General features: G+C 65.3%; 20 protein-coding genes. 6 read left to right on the top strand and 14 right to left on the bottom strand.

Features of this window, described 5'->3' with window-relative positions; genetic code table 11:
- Positions 1–8 precede the first annotated feature (8 nt).
- The 7 genes from AC27GT_RS05380 to AC27GT_RS05350 are packed head-to-tail and all read right to left on the bottom strand — an operon-like array spanning position 9 to position 6,926.
- Positions 9–797: an NADH-quinone oxidoreductase subunit B family protein gene (locus AC27GT_RS05380; RefSeq protein WP_487223662.1), complete on the bottom strand. Its 789-nt coding sequence runs from the start codon at positions 795–797 to the stop codon at positions 9–11.
- 8 nt (positions 798–805) lie between these two features.
- Positions 806–2,137 (bottom strand): hydrogenase large subunit, encoded by a 1,332-nt coding sequence (locus AC27GT_RS05375; protein WP_126165485.1) that lies wholly within the window; start codon positions 2,135–2,137, stop codon positions 806–808.
- The gene (locus AC27GT_RS05370) at positions 2,125–3,471 is read right to left on the bottom strand and encodes a proton-conducting transporter transmembrane domain-containing protein (protein WP_126165486.1); all 1,347 of its coding nucleotides are present in this window, start codon (positions 3,469–3,471) and stop codon (positions 2,125–2,127) included. The genes AC27GT_RS05375 and AC27GT_RS05370 overlap by 13 nt, the downstream gene beginning before the upstream one ends.
- 2 nt (positions 3,472–3,473) lie before the next feature.
- Positions 3,474–4,106, bottom strand: coding sequence for an NADH dehydrogenase (locus tag AC27GT_RS05365; RefSeq protein WP_015717309.1), 633 nt, complete (start codon positions 4,104–4,106; stop codon positions 3,474–3,476).
- Positions 4,094–4,948 carry a respiratory chain complex I subunit 1 family protein gene (locus tag AC27GT_RS05360; protein WP_015717310.1) on the bottom strand — a complete coding sequence of 285 codons (855 nt, stop codon included), beginning with the start codon at positions 4,946–4,948 and terminating at the stop codon, positions 4,094–4,096. Before AC27GT_RS05360 ends, AC27GT_RS05365 begins: the two co-directional genes overlap by 13 nt.
- Positions 4,945–6,600, bottom strand: coding sequence for a proton-conducting transporter transmembrane domain-containing protein (locus AC27GT_RS05355; protein ID WP_015717311.1), 1,656 nt, complete (start codon positions 6,598–6,600; stop codon positions 4,945–4,947). Before AC27GT_RS05355 ends, AC27GT_RS05360 begins: the two co-directional genes overlap by 4 nt.
- Positions 6,597–6,926 carry an ArsR/SmtB family transcription factor gene (locus AC27GT_RS05350; protein WP_015717312.1) on the bottom strand — a complete coding sequence of 110 codons (330 nt, stop codon included), beginning with the start codon at positions 6,924–6,926 and terminating at the stop codon, positions 6,597–6,599. Before AC27GT_RS05350 ends, AC27GT_RS05355 begins: the two co-directional genes overlap by 4 nt.
- 121 nt (positions 6,927–7,047) lie before the next feature.
- On the opposite strand from AC27GT_RS05350, the gene AC27GT_RS05345 reads away from it, so the two are divergent.
- Positions 7,048–7,896: a hypothetical protein gene (locus AC27GT_RS05345; protein ID WP_487223661.1), complete on the top strand. Its 849-nt coding sequence runs from the start codon at positions 7,048–7,050 to the stop codon at positions 7,894–7,896.
- On the opposite strand, the gene mscL is transcribed toward AC27GT_RS05345, so the two are convergent.
- Positions 7,850–8,230 carry a large conductance mechanosensitive channel protein MscL gene (gene mscL / locus AC27GT_RS05340; protein WP_015717314.1) on the bottom strand — a complete coding sequence of 127 codons (381 nt, stop codon included), beginning with the start codon at positions 8,228–8,230 and terminating at the stop codon, positions 7,850–7,852. The two genes, AC27GT_RS05345 and mscL, sit on opposite strands and share 47 nt — an antisense overlap.
- Positions 8,231–8,508: 278 nt before the next feature.
- Here mscL and AC27GT_RS05335 point away from each other — a divergent pair, with 278 nt between their 5' ends.
- Genes AC27GT_RS05335 through csaB form a run of 4 tightly spaced genes read left to right on the top strand, consistent with a single transcriptional unit; the run spans position 8,509 to position 13,014 of the window.
- Positions 8,509–9,639, top strand: coding sequence for an ABC transporter ATP-binding protein (locus AC27GT_RS05335; protein ID WP_015717315.1), 1,131 nt, complete (start codon positions 8,509–8,511; stop codon positions 9,637–9,639).
- A gap of 50 nt (positions 9,640–9,689) precedes the next feature.
- Entirely contained in the window at positions 9,690–10,328 is a 639-nt protein-coding gene (gene udk / locus AC27GT_RS05330; RefSeq protein ID WP_015717316.1) for a uridine kinase, read from the top strand.
- Entirely contained in the window at positions 10,325–12,025 is a 1,701-nt protein-coding gene (locus AC27GT_RS05325; RefSeq protein ID WP_487223660.1) for a DUF5693 family protein, read from the top strand. Before udk ends, AC27GT_RS05325 begins: the two co-directional genes overlap by 4 nt.
- Complete coding sequence (gene csaB / locus AC27GT_RS05320) at positions 12,010–13,014, top strand: polysaccharide pyruvyl transferase CsaB (protein ID WP_219759552.1); 1,005 nt, start codon at positions 12,010–12,012, stop codon at positions 13,012–13,014. The genes AC27GT_RS05325 and csaB overlap by 16 nt, the downstream gene beginning before the upstream one ends.
- Here the strand turns inward: csaB and AC27GT_RS05315 are convergent.
- From AC27GT_RS05315 to miaA, 4 genes are read right to left on the bottom strand one after another with little or no spacing between them, the layout of a single operon-like run.
- Positions 12,977–14,086: a hypothetical protein gene (locus AC27GT_RS05315; RefSeq protein ID WP_487223659.1), complete on the bottom strand. Its 1,110-nt coding sequence runs from the start codon at positions 14,084–14,086 to the stop codon at positions 12,977–12,979. The genes csaB and AC27GT_RS05315 overlap by 38 nt on opposite strands.
- A gap of 1 nt (position 14,087) precedes the next feature.
- Positions 14,088–14,831: a 3'-5' exonuclease gene (locus AC27GT_RS05310; RefSeq protein ID WP_370533982.1), complete on the bottom strand. Its 744-nt coding sequence runs from the start codon at positions 14,829–14,831 to the stop codon at positions 14,088–14,090.
- Entirely contained in the window at positions 14,831–16,246 is a 1,416-nt protein-coding gene (gene gatA / locus AC27GT_RS05305) for an Asp-tRNA(Asn)/Glu-tRNA(Gln) amidotransferase subunit GatA (RefSeq protein ID WP_487223658.1), read from the bottom strand. The genes AC27GT_RS05310 and gatA overlap by 1 nt, the downstream gene beginning before the upstream one ends.
- A gap of 7 nt (positions 16,247–16,253) precedes the next feature.
- Positions 16,254–17,162 (bottom strand): tRNA (adenosine(37)-N6)-dimethylallyltransferase MiaA, encoded by a 909-nt coding sequence (gene miaA, locus AC27GT_RS05300; protein WP_487223657.1) that lies wholly within the window; start codon positions 17,160–17,162, stop codon positions 16,254–16,256.
- An 18-nt stretch (positions 17,163–17,180) separates the two neighbouring features.
- Here miaA and AC27GT_RS05295 point away from each other — a divergent pair, with 18 nt between their 5' ends.
- Positions 17,181–17,588: an Hsp20/alpha crystallin family protein gene (locus tag AC27GT_RS05295; protein WP_015717323.1), complete on the top strand. Its 408-nt coding sequence runs from the start codon at positions 17,181–17,183 to the stop codon at positions 17,586–17,588.
- Here AC27GT_RS05295 and AC27GT_RS05290 read toward each other — a convergent pair.
- On the bottom strand, positions 17,582–18,160 hold the full coding sequence (locus tag AC27GT_RS05290; protein WP_041438428.1) for a thymidine kinase: 579 nt from the start codon (positions 18,158–18,160) through the stop codon (positions 17,582–17,584). The two genes, AC27GT_RS05295 and AC27GT_RS05290, sit on opposite strands and share 7 nt — an antisense overlap.
- Positions 18,161–18,504: 344 nt before the next feature.
- Positions 18,505–18,720, bottom strand: coding sequence for a 50S ribosomal protein L31 (gene rpmE / locus AC27GT_RS05285; RefSeq protein ID WP_015717326.1), 216 nt, complete (start codon positions 18,718–18,720; stop codon positions 18,505–18,507).
- Between the last annotated feature and the right edge of the window lie 47 nt (positions 18,721–18,767).

Here is an 18,767-nt window from a genome sequence, read left to right as displayed (position 1 = left end):
GCAAGAGCTTAGCGCAAAACCCCCCCTACCAGCCGCTGGGTCATGCGGCCCACCAAAAGCATCAAGCCGTGGAGGATGGCTCCGGGCCTCGGTGGATCCCCAGGCACGTACACGTCCACAGGTACCACTTGGTCCACGCCGGACAGAACCTGGGGACTTCCCGCAAACACCCCACCCGAAATGGCCTCGTTCCCCACAGCCACCACCCCTTTGGGCTCCGGCATGGCCTCGTAGGTGCGCCTTAGGGCCTCGGCCATGTTGCGGCTCACGGGGCCCGTGACCAGAAGGGCGTCCGCGTGCCGGGGCGAAGCCACCACCTGGAACCCGAAGCGGCCCATGTCGTTAAAAGGATTGCCAAGAAGGGCGATCTCCGAGTCGGCAAGGCCCGTGTCCCCGGCGCTCACCTCGCGAAAGGCCAGGGTGGGCAGGCGAAGCTCTGTCCGAGGGGAAGGGGGAGGGCCCGGGTCCAGAAACCCTCCCCTTTCCAGGTCCACCCGCTGGACCAGGTCCTCCTTGCGGGTCACGGCCACCTCCAGGGACCTCATCTCCCCCACGGCCTCCGGGTATGCCAGGGCACACCGCCCGCATCCCACGCACCGGGCGAGGTCCAGGCTGAAAACCCCCTCCGTCTCGGCAAAAGCCCCGCTGGGGCAAAGATGGATAAGCCCCTCGCGAACCCTTGGGGTCAAGCCCGCCGGCTTCAGCAAGGGGTAGCCAAAAGCGTGCTGGGGAACCTTCAGGATCTCCTCCAGCTTGCGCGCCAACCTTCCCACCTTAAGCGTGTGCATCAAGCTCATGGCACCCCCTAGAGGTCGCTTCCCGCATAGGAGAGGTCAAAGGACTTGTTGCAAAGGGGGAAATCCGGCAAGCCTTCCCCCCGGACCGCAAGCTCCAAAGCCCGCCAGTTCTTGAAGCTCGGGTCCACCCCCTCGGCCATGACCACCTTCCCAGCCTCCACCCGGACGAACCACACCACCTCACCCCTTCCCGCCTCCACCCGGGCCAAGGCCTCACCCTCCCCCAGAGGGGGGTCCAGGGCCAGAGGCCCGGCGGGAAGATGGCGAAGGAAGAAAAGGGCGTAATCCAGGGCCTTAAGGCTCTCCTCGGCATACACCTGGGCCCGGGACAGCACATCCCCTCCCTGGCGCACCACGGGGGTAAAGTCGGGGTAAAGGGGGTCGTCCTGCCTGAGGTCCCTCCCCACCCCGCTGGCCCGGGCCGTGGGGCCCACGAAGCCCAGGGCCAAGGCTTCGGCCCGGCGCACCTCCCCCACATAGCGCATGCGGTCCAGCACCTGGGGATTTTTGAGAAGCCTGGGTAGCAGGCGGGCCAGCTCCTCCCGGTAGGCGGCGATGGCCTCGAGGTCCGGCTGGCCCTCCCGCCACACCCCCCCAACCCTTAGGAAGTTTCTCCCGTAGCGGTGGCCGGTTAACCGGTCCAGTTCCCCCTGCAGAAGAGCCCGTATCCGCCCCACCTGGGTGGCCCCGTAGGCGTAGCCGATATCGGTGAAGAGCCCGGCCAGATGACCCAGATGGCCAAAGGCCCGCTCCAACTCCAGGGCTGCCCGGCGAAGGTACTGCGCCCGAGAAGGGGCCTCCCAGCCCAAGGCCCTTTCCCAGGCCTCGGCGAAGGCCATGGCGTGGGCCACGGGCTCACTCCCCGCCCGCTCCACCAGAAGGAGCGCAGCCTCAGCCCCTTTGCCCGGCATGAGGGAGAGCAAGCCCCGGTGCTGGTAGCCCAGGCGGATCTCCAGGTTCACGATCCGCTCGCCCAAAACGCTAAACCGGAAGTGCCCGGGTTCGATGATCCCTGCATGCACGGGTCCCACAGGCACCTCATGGAAGAGGGGAAACTCCCGGAAGGTGTAGGGAAGGTCGTGGCGCCTGAGGGGTTTCAACCCGGGGTGCCCCACCGGCTCAAAACCCCTCTCCCAAAGGGCCCGTTCAAACCAATCCAGAGCGGGAAACTCGGCAGCCAGGCTGGGAAAGCGCCTCCTCTCACCGAAGAGGAAGGCTTCGGTGAGGCCTAACGCACCCTTCTGGCCCCCCGGATGCTCTACCCACAGAAGCACCCGGTCTCCATAAGGAAAAAGCGCCACAGGCCTCCCCTCGCGCAGGGCCTCCATCACTTTCTCCACAGCACCACCTCCAACCCCTTAAACACGTCCACCCCCGGGAACACGCCGAGGATCACCAGGATGCCCAGGAGCAACCACAAAATCCAGAGATCCAGGCCCTGCCCCCTAAGGGGTTTCCCCCTGCCGAAGCCCATCTGGGCCATGGGAGGAAGGAGGCCAGCAAACGCCATACCCAGACCCAAAAGGTAGAGCCCCGCCAGCCCAGGCCAGCGCATGGCCGCCTCCACCGCCTTAAACTCGGCGAAGAAGAGGGGGAAAGGAGGCAGGCCCCCCAGGGCCGCCAAGGCCAGGACGTAGGGGATCCCCAAGGCTGGCAGGTGGAAGACCAGCCCGCCCACCCGCCCCACCTCCTTGGCGTGCGTGAGGGACAGGATACCGCTGGCCCCCAAAAAGGCCAAGGTTTTGGCCAGGGAGTGGGCCAGGGTATGGTAAAGGGCCAGCCAGGGCAATCCCAGGCCCAGGGCGAAGACCGCAAGACCCATGTGCTCCATGCTGGAGTAGGCGAGAAGCCTCTTGTATTCCTTCTGTCCAAAGAGAAAGAGGGCCGCAAACAAAAGGGTAAGCAGGCCAAAGGTAAGGAGCAGGCTGGAGGCAAAGGCGAAAAGCCCCGCCGCCTGCATGATGGCGGCGTAGCGGAGAAGGGCGTAAAAGGCCACGTTGAGGAGGGTTCCCGAAAGCAAGGCCGAAGCCGGCCCCGGGGCCTCGGCGTGGGCATCGGGAAGCCAGGCCTGCAAGGGGAATAGCCCCACCTTGGTCCCAAAGCCCACCAAAAGAAGGGCGAAGGCCACCTTAAGCCCCTCGGGATCGGCCTCCCCCACCAGGGACCGAACCTCTCCCCAGTCCAGGGTGGCCCCGCCCACCAGGGCGTAGACCAGGATGACCCCGATGAGCCCCATGGCGATGCCCACGCTGCCCAGCATGAGGTATTTCCAGGTGGCCTCGAGGGGACGGGCTCCACCCTTGTGGTAGACCAGAAGGGCCGAGGCCAGGGTGCTACCCTCCACGAAAACCCAGAGCATGCCCAGGTTGTGGGCCAGGTAGGCCCCATGGGCCGAGGCCAGGAAAAGGGCACCCGCCCAGTAGAAGCGCCAGGCTTCCTCCCGGGCAAAGTAGCCCCGGGCAAAAAGCGCCACCAGGGCGTAGATCAGGTCGGTCAGAAGGAGATAAAAAAGCCCCACCCCATCCAACCGGAAAGGACCCGCTGCCGTACCCAGCAGAAACGGAGCCAGAAGAAAGCTGAAAAGGGGCACCAAAACGGAAAGCCGCACCAGCCGACCGGCCTCCTTGCGGGCCAGGAAGACCACCAAGGGTAAGAGGACCAGAAGATACAGCACCGTTACCCCCTTAGAGAGCGCATCCTCGCGGTATCCACATGCCCCATTTCCCCCTTGATGCGGAAGATGAGGATTCCCGCCAAGAACACGGCGGCGAAGGCATCCAAGGCCACCCCCAACTCCACGAAGAGGGGCAAGCCGTGGCTCTCGGAAAGGGCCATGAGGAAAACCCCGTTCTCCAGCGCCAGGAAGCCCAGAACCTGGCTTATTGCCTTTTTGCGGCTCACCATGGAAAGGATTCCCAGAAGCACCAAGGAGAGGGCCACGGGCACCCCCTGGGGCAAGGGGGCCTCGGGAAGCACAAAGGCCTTCCCCACCCGGAAGGCCAAGGCGGTGAGGAGCCCTGCCAGAAGGAGGGAGAGGGAAACGGACAGGTACCCCTCCACCTCGTGGCTCACCTCGAGGCGGTCGATCAGCCAGAACAGGTACCAGGGTATGAGCACCCCCTTAACCGCGAAGAGGGCCAGGCCGGCCAGCACGAAGTGCAACTCCCCTCCCGCAAGCCCGAAGGAAACCAGGGCCAAAAGGATGTTCTGCAGGGCGTAGAGCCGGATGATGGCGTCCAGGCTGCGGCGGCTCACCATCAGGAAACCTGTGGCCAGAATGGCCAGGACCAAGGTGTTTAAAAGCGCCATATCGCCCCCAAAAGCGCCAGCACCCCGAAAAGGGTGTTGTACGAAAGAAAGTCCGGAAGCCTCAGGTAGCGGAGCTTTACCCCGTAGGTTTCCAGGTAGGCCAGCGCCAAAACCCAGGCCGCCCCCACCCCCAGGAAGACCAGGGGCTTGAACCCCGGCAACAACAAGGCCATCAACCCCGCATAGAAGAGCATCTTGAGCGACCCGGCAAGCTCGTACAGGGCCAGAAGAGGGCCGCTATGGTCCAGAATCTGCGCCTCGTGGATCATGGTGAGCTCCAGGTGGGTGGTGGGATCGTCCACCGGCATCCTGGCTCCCTCGGCCAGAAGGCCAAGGGCGAGGGAGGCCAGGGCCAGCAACAGCACCAAGCTGTTCTCCACCCCAAGCTCGGGGAGACCGCTCAGGGAAAACCCTTCCCCCAGGAGGACTGCCCCGGCCAAGGCCATAAGGGTACCGGGCTCCGCCAACACCGTGACCACACCCTCCCGGTAACTTCCCTGAGCCCCAAAACTGCTACCCGCATCCAGGGCCGCCAGCATTTGAACAAAGCGCCCGAGGCCCAGGAGGTAAAGGGCGAGGAGAAAGTCCCCCTTGAAGGTTGGGCCAGGGAGGATGGGCAAGAGGGCCAAGGCTCCCAGGGTTCCCAAAAGAGCCAGGATGGGCCCGAGGAGGAAAAGGGGGGTGGTGGGATGGGGCACTATCCAGACCTTCCGCCAGAGCTTGAACGGGTTTCGGTATTCCACCAGCGGGCTAAGCCCCTGCCGGTGGGTAAGCCTAGCCTTCAGCCACTTGACGCTTCCCGAAAAAAGCGGAGCCAACACCAGGGCCAAGAGCGCCGTCATAGCAAGACCACCCCCAGAACCACCACCAAGGTGAGGAGTTGCAGGAGAAGGTAAAGGTGCAGGCTTCCTGACTGCAGGGTTTGCACCCAAGCCGCAAGGCGGGCGTAGATCCGCCCCACCCCGGGGTACACCTCGGCCAAGGGTTCCTCCAGACGGGGATGCTCCCCCACCTGGAGGCGAAGGAAGGGGAAAAGGCGAAGGGCCGGTTCGGCGAAGCCCAGGCCGTTGGGTTGCATCCTGGGGGTGAGGGGCTGGAAACCGCAGTCCCAGGTACCGTAGGCCCGCATGGGCATCCGGAGAAGGCCCCGGTAAAACACCCCAGCCAGAACCCCAAGAAGGATCAAGAGTAGCCAGTTGGGGTAGGTGCGAACCCCAAGGGGGTCCAGGACCAACCCGGGCACCAAGGCCAGAAGGAGGAGGAGCCCCGCCAGCACCCCAAGACTGAGGCGCATCCCCTGGGTCCAGTGCAGGGCAGCCTCGCCTCGAGGCAGGCCCAAGAAGGCTAGCCCGAATAGGCGCACGTAGAAGTAGAGGGCCAAGGCCCCCACCAGGGCCAAGGCCCCGGCGGCCAGGGGCACCAGGAAAGGCCCCTGCAAAAAGCCTTGGTAAAGCTGCCACTCCGCAAGAAACACCGGGCCAGGAGGGAGGCCCGCCCCCACCCCCATTCCCCACAAGGCGAGGGCTCCAAGTCCGGGAGCCTTGCGGAAAAGCCCACCCAGGTGGGAAATCCGCCGCTCCTCCAGGGCTCCTGCCCCCAGGAAAAGGAGCCCCTTGAACAGGGCATGGGCCACCTGATGGAGGAAAAAGGCCCCCAGGAGCAAGGGCATGGGCTTCAGGAAATAGGCCCCCAAGGCGGCAAGCATAAGGCCCAGGTTCTCCACGCTGGAATAGGCCAAAGCCCCCTTTAGGTCCTCTTCCCCAAGGCCCCGCACCAGGGCGTACACCGCACCCAGAAGGCCCAGGAGGAGCAAAACCCACCCCACCCAGGGCGGGGGTGGACCGAACCAGTACTGGGACTGGTACAGGCCAAGAAGGCCCAGCTTGGTCATGGCCCCGGAAAGCAGGGCCGAAACCGGGCTTATGGCCACCGGGTGGGCCTGGGGCAACCAGGCGTGGAAGGGGAAGAGGGCTGCCTTCACCCCAAAGCCCAAAAGAAGCCCGGCCCAGACCCAGTCAGCTCCCACATGTCCGTGCCCCAGGAAGGCCAGGTAAAGCCCAGCCCCCGAAAGGCGGCTCGCCAGGAAAAAGGCCCGGGCCCCTGCCAGGGCGTTTGGCCCCTCGAGGGCGATGAGAAAATAGCCCAAAAGGGCCATGCCCTCCCACAAAAAGAGGAAGCCAAGCCCAGGGGAAGCCAAGGCTACCCCCGCCATGCTGGCCAAGAAAAGGGGAAGCAGAAGGCCGTAAAGGTGCGCCTCACGGGGGTGATGGGCCAGGTAGGCAGGAAGGTAGGGAGCAAGGCCCAGGGTCAAGGCTCCGAGGAGAAAGAGGTAAAGGTACGGAGCACCCAAACCCGAAGCCCAGCCCATACCCCCCAGCACCCCCCAAGCCAGGCCCGCCATGCCCAGGAAGAGGGAAAGCCCCCGGAAACGCCAGGGGGTCCCGGCGGATAGAAGCGCCAGGGCCAAGGGCAAAAAGGTCCAAAGGGGGCTCATTCCTCCTCCCTCAGGGCTTCCAGGCGCTCCCTTTCCGCCTCGAGGTGCCGCTCAAAGATCCGCCGCCCCAGGTCCAGGAAGGCGTAGACCTCCGGGTCCCGGGTGCGGTAGTAGACCATCTGCCCTTCCCTTCTGGCCTCCACCAGGCCCCGCTCCCGCAGGAGGGAAAGCTGCCTGGAAAGCACCGACTGTTCCACCCCGAGCTCCCGTTGCAGGGCGGAAACCGAGCGCTCTCCCCCCCGCAGGGCATCCAGGATGGCCAGGCGCAAGGGATGGCCCAGGGCCTTGAAGAACTCCGCCTTGTAGCGGTGGAGGGTGCTAGGCATACTTCCTCCTTTGGCTATATGCATATAGCCACATACTTTCAACGTTAGGCCTCTTCGCCCCCCCTGTCAACATCCCCACGTGGTATCATGTCCCGCCGGCGGCCCCTTTATGCCAGAGCCCATGTTTCGCCTCCGCTACCGAAGCCCAGGGCAGGAAACCCTCCTGCTTCCCCTGCCCCAAAGCCTTCCCGGGCAGAAAGTGGGGGACCTCTTCCTCTCCCGGCGGCCCGAGGAGGTGTACGAGGCCCAGGGGAACCTCCTGGCCCGCTTTTCCCTCTCCGAGGGGGAGATCCTCGAGGTGCGCTTTCCCCTGAAAACCGAACCCCTGAAGCACCTCCCCCCCTGGGGGAAAACCCTGCTCTTTGAACCCCCGGAGGCCTGGCCCGGCATCCTAGCCCACAAGGGACACAAGGTGGAAAGGGCCTTTGGCTTTCTCCTCTCCGGCCAGCCCCACGCCTGGTACCTGGTGGACGGGCTTCCCCTGGACCCCCTCCTCTACCAAACCCTTCAGGAAAACCCCACCCACCTCCTCCCCCTAGGGGTAGCCCCTGAGCCCCACCTCTACCTGGGGGGGCACGAGGGGAAAAGGCTTCTCCTTTTAAGAACCCCCTGGCCAGGAGGGGAGGAACCCCTGTGGCAACAGCTCCACCCCCTGGGGTTCCAACCCCTGCCCTTCCTTCGGGGCCTGGCCTTCGCCAGCCTGGGGGTTTCCGCCCTGGGTCTGGCCACCGGCCCTTGGTTCTACCTTCCCTACCTGGGGGCGCTGATCCTACAGCAGGGGCCTGCCCTCAAAAAGCTTTTCCTGCGTACCCCGCGCCACGTTTTGGAAAGCCTTTTCTTCCACGCCTTCGCCCTTTCCGTAACGGTAAACCCCAGGCCGGAGCTCGGCCTGGGGTACCTGGCGCTCTTCCTCTGGAACCGGCTTAGGCCTTCCGCCGCAACTCCGAAAGAATCTCCCGAAGAAGCTTGACCTCCTCTGGTGGCTCGGGAGGAGGGGGCGGGGCCGCCTCCTCCGCCTTCTTGCGCCGCTTTTCAATCTCCTGCATGGGCACCACGATCAAGAAGTAGATGGCCGCCCCCACCACCAGGAAGTTCACCACGGTGTTGATAAACTTCCCCAAGGCGATGGGCCCCAGCTTGATGGCGGAAAAATCCGGCGCCCCTCCCAAAGCCCCGATCAAGGGGGTGAGGACATCCGCCACCAAGGAGTTCACCACCTGGCCGAAGGCCCCACCGATGACCACGGCCACCGCCAGGTCCACCACGTTGCCCCGCATGATGAAATCCCTAAAACCCTTCAACATACGTACCTCCTTGCACGTTACCTAACGCCAAACCCGGTCCGAGTTCCTGGACCGATGGTCAGCCTACCCGCTCCCTTTGAAAATCTTGTGAAAAGAACCCCCGCCTGAAAGGCCAACCCCGCCCTCCCCCTGCATTCCAGACCTGGCCCGCTTTGGGAAAGATCCTCCCCGAAGGGAGTAGCCCAGGCGGTATATAATGCCCCCGAACCCCCGATGGGCCAAGGTCAGCCCAAAGGGCTACCTTGCGGGCTCAAAGCGCGGGGCCTAGGAGGTAAAGCATGGCCAAGGTTAGGCTGGAGCACGTTTGGAAGCGCTTCGGCAAGGTGGTGGCGGTCAAGGACTTCAACCTGGAAACCGAGGACGGGGAGTTCGTGGTCTTCGTGGGGCCTTCGGGCTGCGGCAAGACCACCACCCTGCGGATGATCGCTGGCCTCGAGGAGGTTTCCGAGGGCCGCATCTACATCGGCGACCGCCTGGTGAACGACGTGCCTCCCAAGGACCGGGACATCGCCATGGTCTTCCAGAACTACGCCCTATACCCCCACATGAACGTCTACGAGAACATGGCCTTCGGCCTGCGCTTAAGGCGCTACCCCAAGGACGAGATTGACCGCCGGGTGAAGGAGGCCGCCCGCATCCTCAAGATCGAACACCTTCTAAACCGCAAGCCCCGGGAGCTTTCCGGCGGCCAGCGCCAGCGGGTGGCCATGGGCCGGGCCATCGTGCGGGAGCCCAAGGTCTTCCTCATGGACGAGCCCCTTTCCAACCTGGACGCCAAGCTCAGGGTGGAGATGCGGGCGGAGATCGCCAAGCTGCAAAGGCGGCTTGGGGTCACCACCATCTACGTGACCCACGACCAGGTGGAGGCCATGACCCTGGGCCACCGCATCGTGGTCATGAAGGATGGGGAGATCCAGCAGGTGGACACTCCCCTAAACCTCTACGACTTCCCCGCCAACCGGTTCGTGGCGGGCTTCATCGGTAGCCCCTCCATGAACTTCATCCGGGCTGGGGTGGAAGCGCAGGGGGAAAAGGTATACCTGGTGGCCCCGGGCTTCCGGGTCCGGGCCAACCCCATCCTGGCCCAGGCCCTGAGGCCCTATGCGGGCAAGGAGGTTTGGATGGGCATCCGCCCCGAGCACCTGGGCCTGAAGGGCTACACGGTGATTCCCGAGGAGGAAAACGTCATCCGGGGCGAGGTGGAGGTGGCCGAGCCCCTGGGGGCGGAAACCGAGATCCACGTGAGCGTGGACGGCACGGTCCTGGTGGCCAAGGTGGACGGCCACGCTCCGGTGAAGCCCGGGGATAGGGTGGAGCTTCTGGCCGACACCTCCCGCCTCCATGCCTTTGACGTGGAAAGCGACCAGACCATCGGCCACGCCCAGGAACGGGAAGCGGTGGCCCGCTAGGAATAGGCCTTTGGGCGGGGGATGCCCTCCCCCGCCCTTATCATGGAAGGGTGAGCCGGCGGGATAAGCCCTTCATCATAGGTATCGCTGGGGGAAGCGCCAGCGGCAAAACCACCCTGGCCCGCTCCCTGGCCAAGGCCTTGGGGGAGCGGGTGGCCCTGCTCCCCATGGACCACTACTACCGGGATCTTTCCCACGTGGCCTTCCCGGAGCGCCTCCAAGCCAACTACGACCACCCGGAGGCCTTTGACCTTCCCCTCTATCTTGAGCACGTGCACGCCCTCCTTTCCGGGCAGGCGGTGGAAATGCCCCTTTACGACTTCCGGGCCTATACCCGAAGCCCGAAGACGGAAAGGGTCCTGCCCGCTCCCGTGGTGATCCTCGAGGGCATCCTGGTCCTCTACCCCGAGCCCCTCAGGGCCCTTATGGACCTCAAGGTCTTCGTGGATGCGGACGCCGACGAGCGTTTCATCCGGCGGTTGGAGCGGGACGTCCAGGAACGAGGGCGTAGCCTGGAAAGCGTGGTGCGCCAGTACTTGGAAAAGGTAAAACCCATGCACCTGGCCTTCGTGGAACCCACCAAGCGGCATGCGGACGTGATCCTGCCCGGTGGCGGGCAAAACCCGGTGGCCTTGGAGATGCTCAAGGCCAAAGCCTTGGCCCGCCTGGCGGAGATGGGGGTGGCATGAAAAGGTTCCTCCACCTTCTCCTCCTCCTGGCCCTGGTGCCCTCCCTCCTGGCCCTTCCACCCCGCCTGCGGGCGGAGCGGCCAGGTCCCGTGGTGCTCCTCCTGGATGCGGAGGCCCTGCGGGAGGAGGCCCAAAGCCAAGGGAAAAGCCTTTTAGAGGTGCTGGAGTCCTACCGCCCCCTGGGGGTCAGAGGGGTGGCCTTCCCGGAACGGCTTGTGAAGGACTGGGTGGGGCAAGGGGAGCTTCTTTACCGGAGCGGGAGGGAGCTTTTGGAAGCGGGGCTACCCGCCAAACCCAGCTGGTACTACCTCCGGGGCAACCGGGAGCTTCTGGAGCTCTTACAGACGGCCTATGACCTTCCCCACGAATGGGTGGGTCCCTGGCTGGGCTTCCCCCTGGATGTCCAGGCCTTCCCTGCCTTTTATCCCCTGGAGGAGGTCCGGGCCGCCAAGGAAGCTGGCTTTTTCGTGGCGGTCCGCCCCATCAACCAGCGTTACCGCCGCCTGGATGCTTCCCTGCCCATCGTTCCCAAGGAGGCGGACGCCGTGGTCTTCGCTGGCCTCGAGGCCCTGGGTTACCCCTACCGCCTGGAGGAAGCCCAAGAGCGGGTCCCGGTACCCGTGGCCCTCATTGAGGGCACGCCCCAGCCCGGGCTTGCCGCCTACCGGGAAAAGGGCATCCTGAGGCTTTTTAGCCTGCGGTACGAGTGGCAGCTCACCCTGACCCCCGAGGAAGCCGCGGACAAGTATGTGCTGGCCGCCCGGGAACGGGGCCACCAGCTCCTCTACCTCCGGCCCTATCCTTACCGCCAGGACACGGAACACCTCCTTAGGCGGATCCAGGAGGGCCTAGAGGCCAGCCACATTCCCCTGGGCCACCCCGTGGTCCGGGAGTTCACGCCAAGCTCCCTCCGCCTGGCCGCCTGGGTGGGGGTGGTATCGGGGCTAGGGCTTTTGGCCCTGGGGCTATCCGTGTACGGGCCGGGGGTGGCCTTCCTCCTTCTTCTCCTGGCCCTGGGGTATGCGGGAAGCCAGGCGGGAGCCCTTCTAGCTGCTTTGGTCTTTCCCGTGCTGGGCTTCCTGGGTCCCAGGAATGGCCTCTGGATGTGGCTTCGCACCCTGGGCTACGCCCTGGCCGGGACGGTTTTCCTCTCGGCCCTGGGCTCCACCCCGGAGACCATCCTGGGGCTTCAGGCCTTCAAGGGCGTTTCCCTCACCCTCCTGGTGCCTCCCCTCCTGGTGGCCCTCAGCTTCCTGGACAGGAACTACAAGGAAACCCTGACCCGGCTTTTCCTGCACCCCCTGCGCCTGGGGGAGGTGGCCCTGGCAGGGATGGCCCTCGCCCTTCTCCTCCTGGCCCTGCTGCGCCGGGGCAACGAGGCCCCCTTGGTCCCGGATCTGGAGCTGAAGCTTAGGAGCTTCCTCCAGGACCTCATGGTGCGCCCCCGCTTCAAGGAGGTCTTCGGCCACGCCCTCTTCCCCCTGGCCCTCCTCCTTCCCTGGCCGAGGTGGGTGCAAAACAGCCTCCTCTTCCTTGCCGCTCTCGGGGTGGCCTCCATCCTGAACACCTTCAGCCACTTCCACACCCCCCTTCCCATCTCCTTCTTCCGGGTGGTGAACGGGGCGCTTTTGGGCGTTTCCCTCGGGTTTCTCGGGGTTATGCTGGTAAGGAGGCTTCGGGCATGGTGGTTGGGGTAGCGGGGTACTACGGGTTTAAAAACGCCGGGGACGAGGCCATCCTCGAGGCCATCGCCCGGGAGCTGAAGGCCCGGGGGCACCAGGTTCTCGCCCTTTCCGGCGATCCCAGGCAGACCGCTAAGGAGCACGGGATCCGGGCCGCCCATCGCCTAAACCCCTTGGCCCTTCTCCAGGCGGACCTCTGGCTTTTGGGGGGCGGAGGGCTTTTGCAGGACGCCACCAGCTCCCTAAGCCTTCTTTACTACCTGTCCGTGCTCCGGGCTGCCCGCTTCTTCCGCAAGAGGGTGGTGGTATTCAACCAGTCCCTCGGCCCCCTCACCCCCTGGGGGGAAAAGCAGGTGAAACGGGCCTTGCGGAGCGTGCCCATAATCCTTCGCGACCAGGATTCCTGGGAGTACGCCAAGAATCTGGGCCTTTCCCCCGCCTTGGGTGCCGACCCTGCCCTCCTCCTCACCCCGCCCCCCGTAAAGCGGGAAGAGGACCTGGTTCTCGTCATTCCCCGGGCTGGGGTGGACCAGGAAGCCCTCACCAACCTCTACATCACCGCCAACCACCTGGTGCACGAGGGAAGAAGGGTGCTGGTCCTCCTCCTCCAGCCGGGATACGACGACGAGGTCATCGAGATCTTCCGCCTGCACCGGGTGGAGAAGACCGCCGATCCCAGGCGGGTCCTCTACCTGGCCGCCCAGGCGGGATACGTGATCTCCATGCGCCTGCACGGCCTCATCCTGGCCGCGGCCGCCGGCACCCCCTTCGCCGCCCTTTCCTACGACCCTAAGGTGGCCGCCTTCGCCAAGGAAACCGGGGCCTACTACCAGGAACTCCCCGGCGACCCCATCAAGCTTTCCAAGGCCGCCATGTACGGCCGCTACCCCGACTGGGAAAAGGTGGCGGCCCTGAAGGAGAGGGCCCGGCAGAGCTTTGACCTGGCCCTGGGGGAGGCCAGCCTGGTCAAAAAGACCCACGGACGCGGCTCAAGCGGCTCCTAAGTCCCTGGGCGAAGGCCTCGAGGTCGGAAAGGGCTTCCTCCACCCCCTGCCTCAAGAGGAACTCCCCTGGGGAAAGGCGCTTGAGCACGAGGAAGGGAGGCTGGGAGAGCACCTCCACCCCCTGGCGCACCACCTCGGGGATGAGGCCTTCCTCCAAGGCCTCCGCCTCCAGATCCGCCAGCAAAAACACCTCCCCCATGGACTTGCGGGAAAGCAAGAGGAGGAAGGCGGCGAAGGCCCCGCGCTCGGAAAGCTCGGCCACCAGCCGGTCCTCCAGGGACTCCACCGCCTCGAGGTCCACAAAACCTTCCCGAAGAAGGTCCTCCAGGTCCAAAGGCGAAAGGGGAAAGCGGGCCTTAAGGCGCACCAGGCGGCTCACCGCCTCCGGGGAAAGGTATCCCACTCCCTCCGGCACCCCTTCCTTCTGGGATTCCGGCGCCAGGATGGCCACGTACGCCCCTTGCTGGCGGTAGGACTTGAGCAGGCTGGGCTCCCCTTCCCCCGGACGCAGCAACACCAAAAGCACTTGGCGGCGCCCCAAGGGGGCTTTGTACACCCACGGCGGGCCGCCTTCCAGGAGGAAGCCAAGCCGCCTCAAGTCCTCGGTAACCCCGGGGGGCTCCAAGGCCCTTTGCGGCTCGTTGGGGAAAAGCACCTCCTTGGGATAGGGTGTCACCCGTACCCGCCGCTTCTCCGGCCTGGGATCCCCTGCCTCCTTGGATTCCTTCCCGGAAGCAGCCGGCCTCGCCTCCCGCCTCTCGGGCTGGACAGGCTCCCTGGACTCCGCCTGCCCAAGCCGGGGGAGGCCCCTAGGGGTGGCCTTAAGCTCCACTTCCTCCCCACGGAAGTGGAGAAGGATGGTCTCGTTCACGGCAAGGCGGCGCTTTTGATAGTAGGGCAGAAGCCCCCGCACCACCCCCTGTTTCCAGTCCACCTCCACCTCGTACACCTCCCCATCCTCGTCCACGAAGCGCACCCGCTCCTTGCCGAGGAGATGCTGGCGGAGGGAGACGGTTAAGGTCATGGTTCCCGTTTGAATACAGGTGCTGGTCAGCACATAGCGTGCGGTCATATCACCTCCCGAGGTCCACCAAGGGACGGGGAATCCCTGAAGTGAGCATATAATACACCTCGTAGGCCACGGCAAGGGTACGCTCCACATCCCCAAGGGCCCGGTGGGCTTCCCTGGGAGGAAGCTCCAGGACCTGGGAAAGAGCGTCCAGGCCGTAGCGCCTGAGGCCAGGCATGGCCCTTTTGGCCAGGCGGAGGGTGTCCACCACCGGGTTCTCCAGGGAATAGCCCATGCCCTCCAGGGCGGGCCGCAGGAACCCCAGGTCAAAGCTGGCGTTTTGGATGACCAAGGTGGCCCCCCGCAAGAGGGGGTAGGCCTTCTCCAGAACCTCCTCGAGGGAAGGAGCCTCCTCCAGCTCCCAAGCGCGAATCCCCGTAAGCCTCTCGATAAAGGGGCTGGGAGGGCGGCTCGGGCGCACCAGGCTCTGAAAGCTCCTGCGCTCTCCTTGCTCCAGCCGCACCAAGCCCACTTCGATCACCTCGTTGAGGCCGGGGGAAAGCCCGGTGGTCTCCAGGTCCAAGACCACCACCGCCTCCCCGGGATAGGGGAAAGGGTAGTGCCACTCCCAAAGCCCCACCTCCTCCCCCAAGCGGAAGCGCCCGTCCAAGAGGGGCCGCACCACGGGCTCCACCGGACCCCTTAGCCCCAGGGCCTCCCCCAGGGCGGGAAGGGGCAAGGGCCTGCCCTCGGCCCTAAGCCTTCGGGCCAGGCGGGTGGCCAGGCGGTGGCGGAAAAAGGCCTCCACTACAAAGCCTCGCCCAAGGGGGTACGAAGGAAAGCCCGGTCGGTAGCCTCCTCAAAAGCCAAGGCCGCCTGCAGGAGGAGTTCATCCCTCGCCCAGGGAGCGAAAAGCTGAAGGCCCACGGGAAGGCCATCCTCAAAGCCGGCGGGGAAGGATAGGGCGGGAAGGCCCGCCAGGTTCGCCCCCACGGTGTAGAGGTCCTCCCGGTACATGGCCAAGGGATCGGGCCTGCCTCCCAGGGGAAAGGCGGGATGGGGGGTGGTGGGGAGGAGGAGGAGGTCCACCTCCTGGAAAAGGGCCTGGGCCTCCGCCTTAAGCCGCCTGCGGAAGGCTTGGGCCCGGCCGTAATAGGCCTCGTAGTACCCGCTGGAAAGCACAAAGGTGCCCACCAGGATGCGGCGCTTCACCTCGAGGCCAAATCGGGCCCGCGTCTCCTCCACCACCCGCCACAGCTCCTCCCCTTCGGCCCGATAGCCGAAAAGGGTCCCGTCGTAACGGGCCAGGTTGGAGCTGGCCTCCGCAGGGGCCAGGATGTAGTAGGCGTTTAGGGCCAGGGGCAGGGAAGGCCAGGACACCTCCTTCACCTGAAGGCCAAGCCCCCGGAAAACCTCCAAGGCCTGCCGCAAAGCCTCCTCCACCCCGGGGCTATTCCCGGAAAGGGCCTCCCGCACCACCCCAAGCCGCAAGGAGGGCAGGGGCTCCGCCAGGGCCTCCTGAAACCGGGGCTTCAGGTCCAGGCTAGTGGCGTCCAGGGGATCGGGACCGGAGATGGCATCCATGATCAGGGCGAGATCCCGCACCGAGCGGGCCATGGGGCCGATCTGGTCCAGGCTCGAGGCGTAGGCGATAAGGCCATAGCGGCTTATCCGGCCATAGGTGGGCTTAAGGCCATAGATCCCGCAGAAGGTCGCAGGCTGCCGCACGCTTCCCCCGGTATCCGACCCCAAGGCCAAAGGCGCTAGATCCGCCGCCACCGCCACCGCGCTTCCCCCGCTGGACCCCCCGGGCACCCGGGTGGGGTCAAAGGGATTCCGGCTGGGGAAAAAGGCGGAGTGCTCGGTGGAGGAACCCATCCCGAACTCGTCCAGGTTGGTCTTGCCTATGACCAGGGCGCCAAGGGCCTTTAGCCGGGCCACCGCCGTGGCCTCGTAAGGGGGCAGGAAACCCTCCAGAAGCCGGCTTCCCGCCGTGGTAGGGATTCCCTTGGTGACGATGTTGTCCTTAACGGCCACGACAAGCCCCGCAAGGGGAAGGGTAGGGTCCAGGGAACGGGCCTCCTCCAGCACCCCCTCGTTTACCGTGAGGAAGGCTCCAAGGCCTGGGTCCAAGGAGCGGATCCGCTCCAGGTAAACCTGGGCCACCTCCAGGGGAGATACCTCCCCTTGCGCCACCTTGGCGCGGATCTCGTGGGCCAACATGCCCCTACTATAGCCCGAAGTGGAGATCAAGCCAGTCCCGAAAGCCCCAGTAAGCCTCCTCGCCTCCCCTCGGCAAATAGGTGACGTCCCCGGGTTCGTGGCGGAACCAGGTGTACTGCCTTTTGGCGTAGGCCTTCACCGCCCGGATATCCCGGGCCAGCGCTTCCTCCAGGCTGTACGCACCCTGGAGGTATCCCACCACCTCCTTGTAGCCGATGGCCTGAAGGGCGGTCGGCATGGCGGGGTACCGCTCCAACAGGCGCTTCACCTCCTCCACCAGACCCCGGGCGAACTGGCTCCTGGCCCTTTCCTCCAGCTTGGGGAAAAGCCAGGTGCGCTCAGGCCAGAGAACCAGTTTCCTGTAGGCGAACCGGGGTGGGCGAAGGGGAAAGCGGGCAGGGGGCGTTCCCGTGCGCCTTACCACCTCCAAAGCCCGCACCAGCCGCCTGGGGTTCCTATCCACCCGTAGGGCATCCTCCGGGCTGACCCGGGAAAGCTCGGCCACCAAGGCCTCAAGACCCCTTTCCTCGAGCTCCCGCCAAAGGGCCTCCTGGACCTCTGGATCAGGTGGGGGCAGGGTGGGAAGCCCCTGGGAAAGAGCCCGGATGTAGTACCCCGTCCCCCCGACCACCAAAGGCACCTTTCCCCGGGCCAGGATATCGGCGATGGCCGCCTCCGCCAGCTCCACCCAGCGCACCACGCTCAGGGCCTCGGAGGGCTCCAGGATGTCCACCAGGTGGTGGGGAACCCTTTGCCTTTCCTCCGGACTGGGCTTGTCCGTGCCGATGTCCAGGCCCCGATAGACCATGGTGGCGTCGGCGGAAACCACCTCGAGGGGAAGCTCCTCCCCAAGCCTCAAGGCCAGGAGGGTCTTCCCGCTCCCCGTGGGGCCCGCCAGGACCGGGATCGCCTTCACATCCCTTATGCTAAGGGCATGCTGGAGCGCTTAGACCGCCTGGAGACCTTGCGCAAGCTGAAAGAGCTACAGGAGCGCATCGCCGAGCTGGCCTACCAGCTCACAGGGGAGGAACCCGCCGCCTGGACCCCCAAGGTGGACCTCCTCGAGGACGAGGACCACTACGTCCTCCTCGTGGACCTCCCCGGGGTGCGCCCCGAGGATTTGGAGCTTCTGGAGGAGGGAAGCCGCATCACCCTGGCCGGGATCCGCCATCCCCTGCCCGGGGTCTACCTCCTGGAGGAACGGCCCATGGGCACCTTCCGCCGCACCCTGGACCTGCCCGGCCCCATCGAGGAGGGCACCGCCCAGGCAAGCCTGCGCCAGGGGGTACTGGAGGTACGGTTCAAGAAGCGCAAAGGGGCTCCCCTGCCCCTCTCTCAGTAGCGCACCTGGTGGCAGGCCCGGCAACGGGGCTCGTAGTGCTCCTTGGCTCCCACCAGGATCACGGGGTCCGTGTAGCGGGCAGGCTTTCCGTTCACCAGGCGCTGGGTGCGGGTGGCAGGGGCCCCGCACTGGGCGCAGATGGCCGTAAGCTTCTCCACGAACTCCGCCCGGGCCAAAAGCTCGGGCATGAGGCCGAAGGGCTCACCCCGGAAGTCCAAATCCAGCCCTGCCAGGATCACCCGTACGCCCTGGCGGGCCAGATCCTCCGCCAGGGAGAGAAGGCCGGCATCCAAAAACTGGACCTCGTCCACCGCCACCACCTGGGGCAAGGGGGATAGGTACGCCTCGATTTCCCTGGCCTCGCCCACGGGGATGGCCTCCACCCGCTGGCCGTCGTGGCTCACCACCTGGCTTTCGTGGTAGCGGGTGTCCAGCCGGGGCTTGAACACCAAAACCCGCTGCCGGGCGATGAGGGCCCGCTTGACCCTGCGGATGAGTTCCTCGCTCTTGCCCGAGAACATGGGACCGGTGATAACCTCAATCCAACCCTGACGATGCAGTACCGGGGGCATCCTGGCCCAGATTCTACCCGGGCATAGGGTATACTTTCTCCAAAATGGGGGCCTTGGACCGGGTTCGGAGGATGTTGGAGGAAGGCTCTGAGGGGAAGGCCCTGGTCTTTCTTTGCCAACTCCCCTCAACCCCCACGAAGAGGCCCTGGCCCGCGCTTATGACGGGTAGCTAGCGGAGGGAGCGATCTTGGGGAAGAGGGGACAATAAAAGCACACCTGCCCCACTCCCCATAGAAGTGCTGGGAATAAGCCGAAGGGAGCCGCCACGGGAAACCCTGTTCCTGACCCTAACCACAGAAGCGGCGAGGCCCTTTAAGGCCTCGCCGGAGACCAAAAACCTGCCCTTACCGTCCCTTGCGGTAGGAATCCCCGTAGCGGCGTTGGAAGCGCTCCACGCGGCCTTCCGTGTCCACGAAGCGCTGCTGCCCCGTGTAGAAGGGGTGGCAGTTGCTGCACACTTCCACGTGGATCTCCGGGCGGGTGGAATAGGTGTGGATGACGTTGCCGCAACCGCAGATGATGCGGGCGGGAACCAGCTTGGGGTGGATGCCTTCCTTCACGTTTCGCCTCCTTTCGCACGGTCTTGGCCGTGCGCAAAACCATCTCC

It is taken from the genome of Thermus sp. KWY1 (assembly GCF_057547025.1).
Note: the sequence above shows the minus strand (reverse complement) of the source record. Positions and strands in the feature narration are given on the sequence as shown.

Bases quoted from the DNA above. Each gene is read 5' to 3' on its own strand.
- AC27GT_RS05380 (WP_487223662.1), bottom strand. From the start codon at position 797: ATGAGCTTGATGCACACGCTTAAGGTGGGAAGGTTGGCGCGCAAGCTG.
- AC27GT_RS05365 (WP_015717309.1), bottom strand. From the start codon at position 4,106: ATGGCGCTTTTAAACACCTTGGTCCTGGCCATTCTGGCCACAGGTTTC.
- AC27GT_RS05360 (WP_015717310.1), bottom strand. From the start codon at position 4,948: ATGACGGCGCTCTTGGCCCTGGTGTTGGCTCCGCTTTTTTCGGGAAGC.
- AC27GT_RS05355 (WP_015717311.1), bottom strand. From the start codon at position 6,600: ATGAGCCCCCTTTGGACCTTTTTGCCCTTGGCCCTGGCGCTTCTATCC.
- AC27GT_RS05350 (WP_015717312.1), bottom strand. From the start codon at position 6,926: ATGCCTAGCACCCTCCACCGCTACAAGGCGGAGTTCTTCAAGGCCCTG.
- AC27GT_RS05345 (WP_487223661.1), top strand. From the start codon at position 7,048: ATGTTTCGCCTCCGCTACCGAAGCCCAGGGCAGGAAACCCTCCTGCTT.
- mscL (WP_015717314.1), bottom strand. From the start codon at position 8,230: ATGTTGAAGGGTTTTAGGGATTTCATCATGCGGGGCAACGTGGTGGAC.
- AC27GT_RS05335 (WP_015717315.1), top strand. From the start codon at position 8,509: ATGGCCAAGGTTAGGCTGGAGCACGTTTGGAAGCGCTTCGGCAAGGTG.
- AC27GT_RS05325 (WP_487223660.1), top strand. From the start codon at position 10,325: ATGAAAAGGTTCCTCCACCTTCTCCTCCTCCTGGCCCTGGTGCCCTCC.
- csaB (WP_219759552.1), top strand. From the start codon at position 12,010: ATGGTGGTTGGGGTAGCGGGGTACTACGGGTTTAAAAACGCCGGGGAC.
- AC27GT_RS05315 (WP_487223659.1), bottom strand. From the start codon at position 14,086: ATGACCGCACGCTATGTGCTGACCAGCACCTGTATTCAAACGGGAACC.
- gatA (WP_487223658.1), bottom strand. From the start codon at position 16,246: ATGTTGGCCCACGAGATCCGCGCCAAGGTGGCGCAAGGGGAGGTATCT.
- AC27GT_RS05295 (WP_015717323.1), top strand. From the start codon at position 17,181: ATGCTGGAGCGCTTAGACCGCCTGGAGACCTTGCGCAAGCTGAAAGAG.
- AC27GT_RS05290 (WP_041438428.1), bottom strand. From the start codon at position 18,160: ATGCCCCCGGTACTGCATCGTCAGGGTTGGATTGAGGTTATCACCGGT.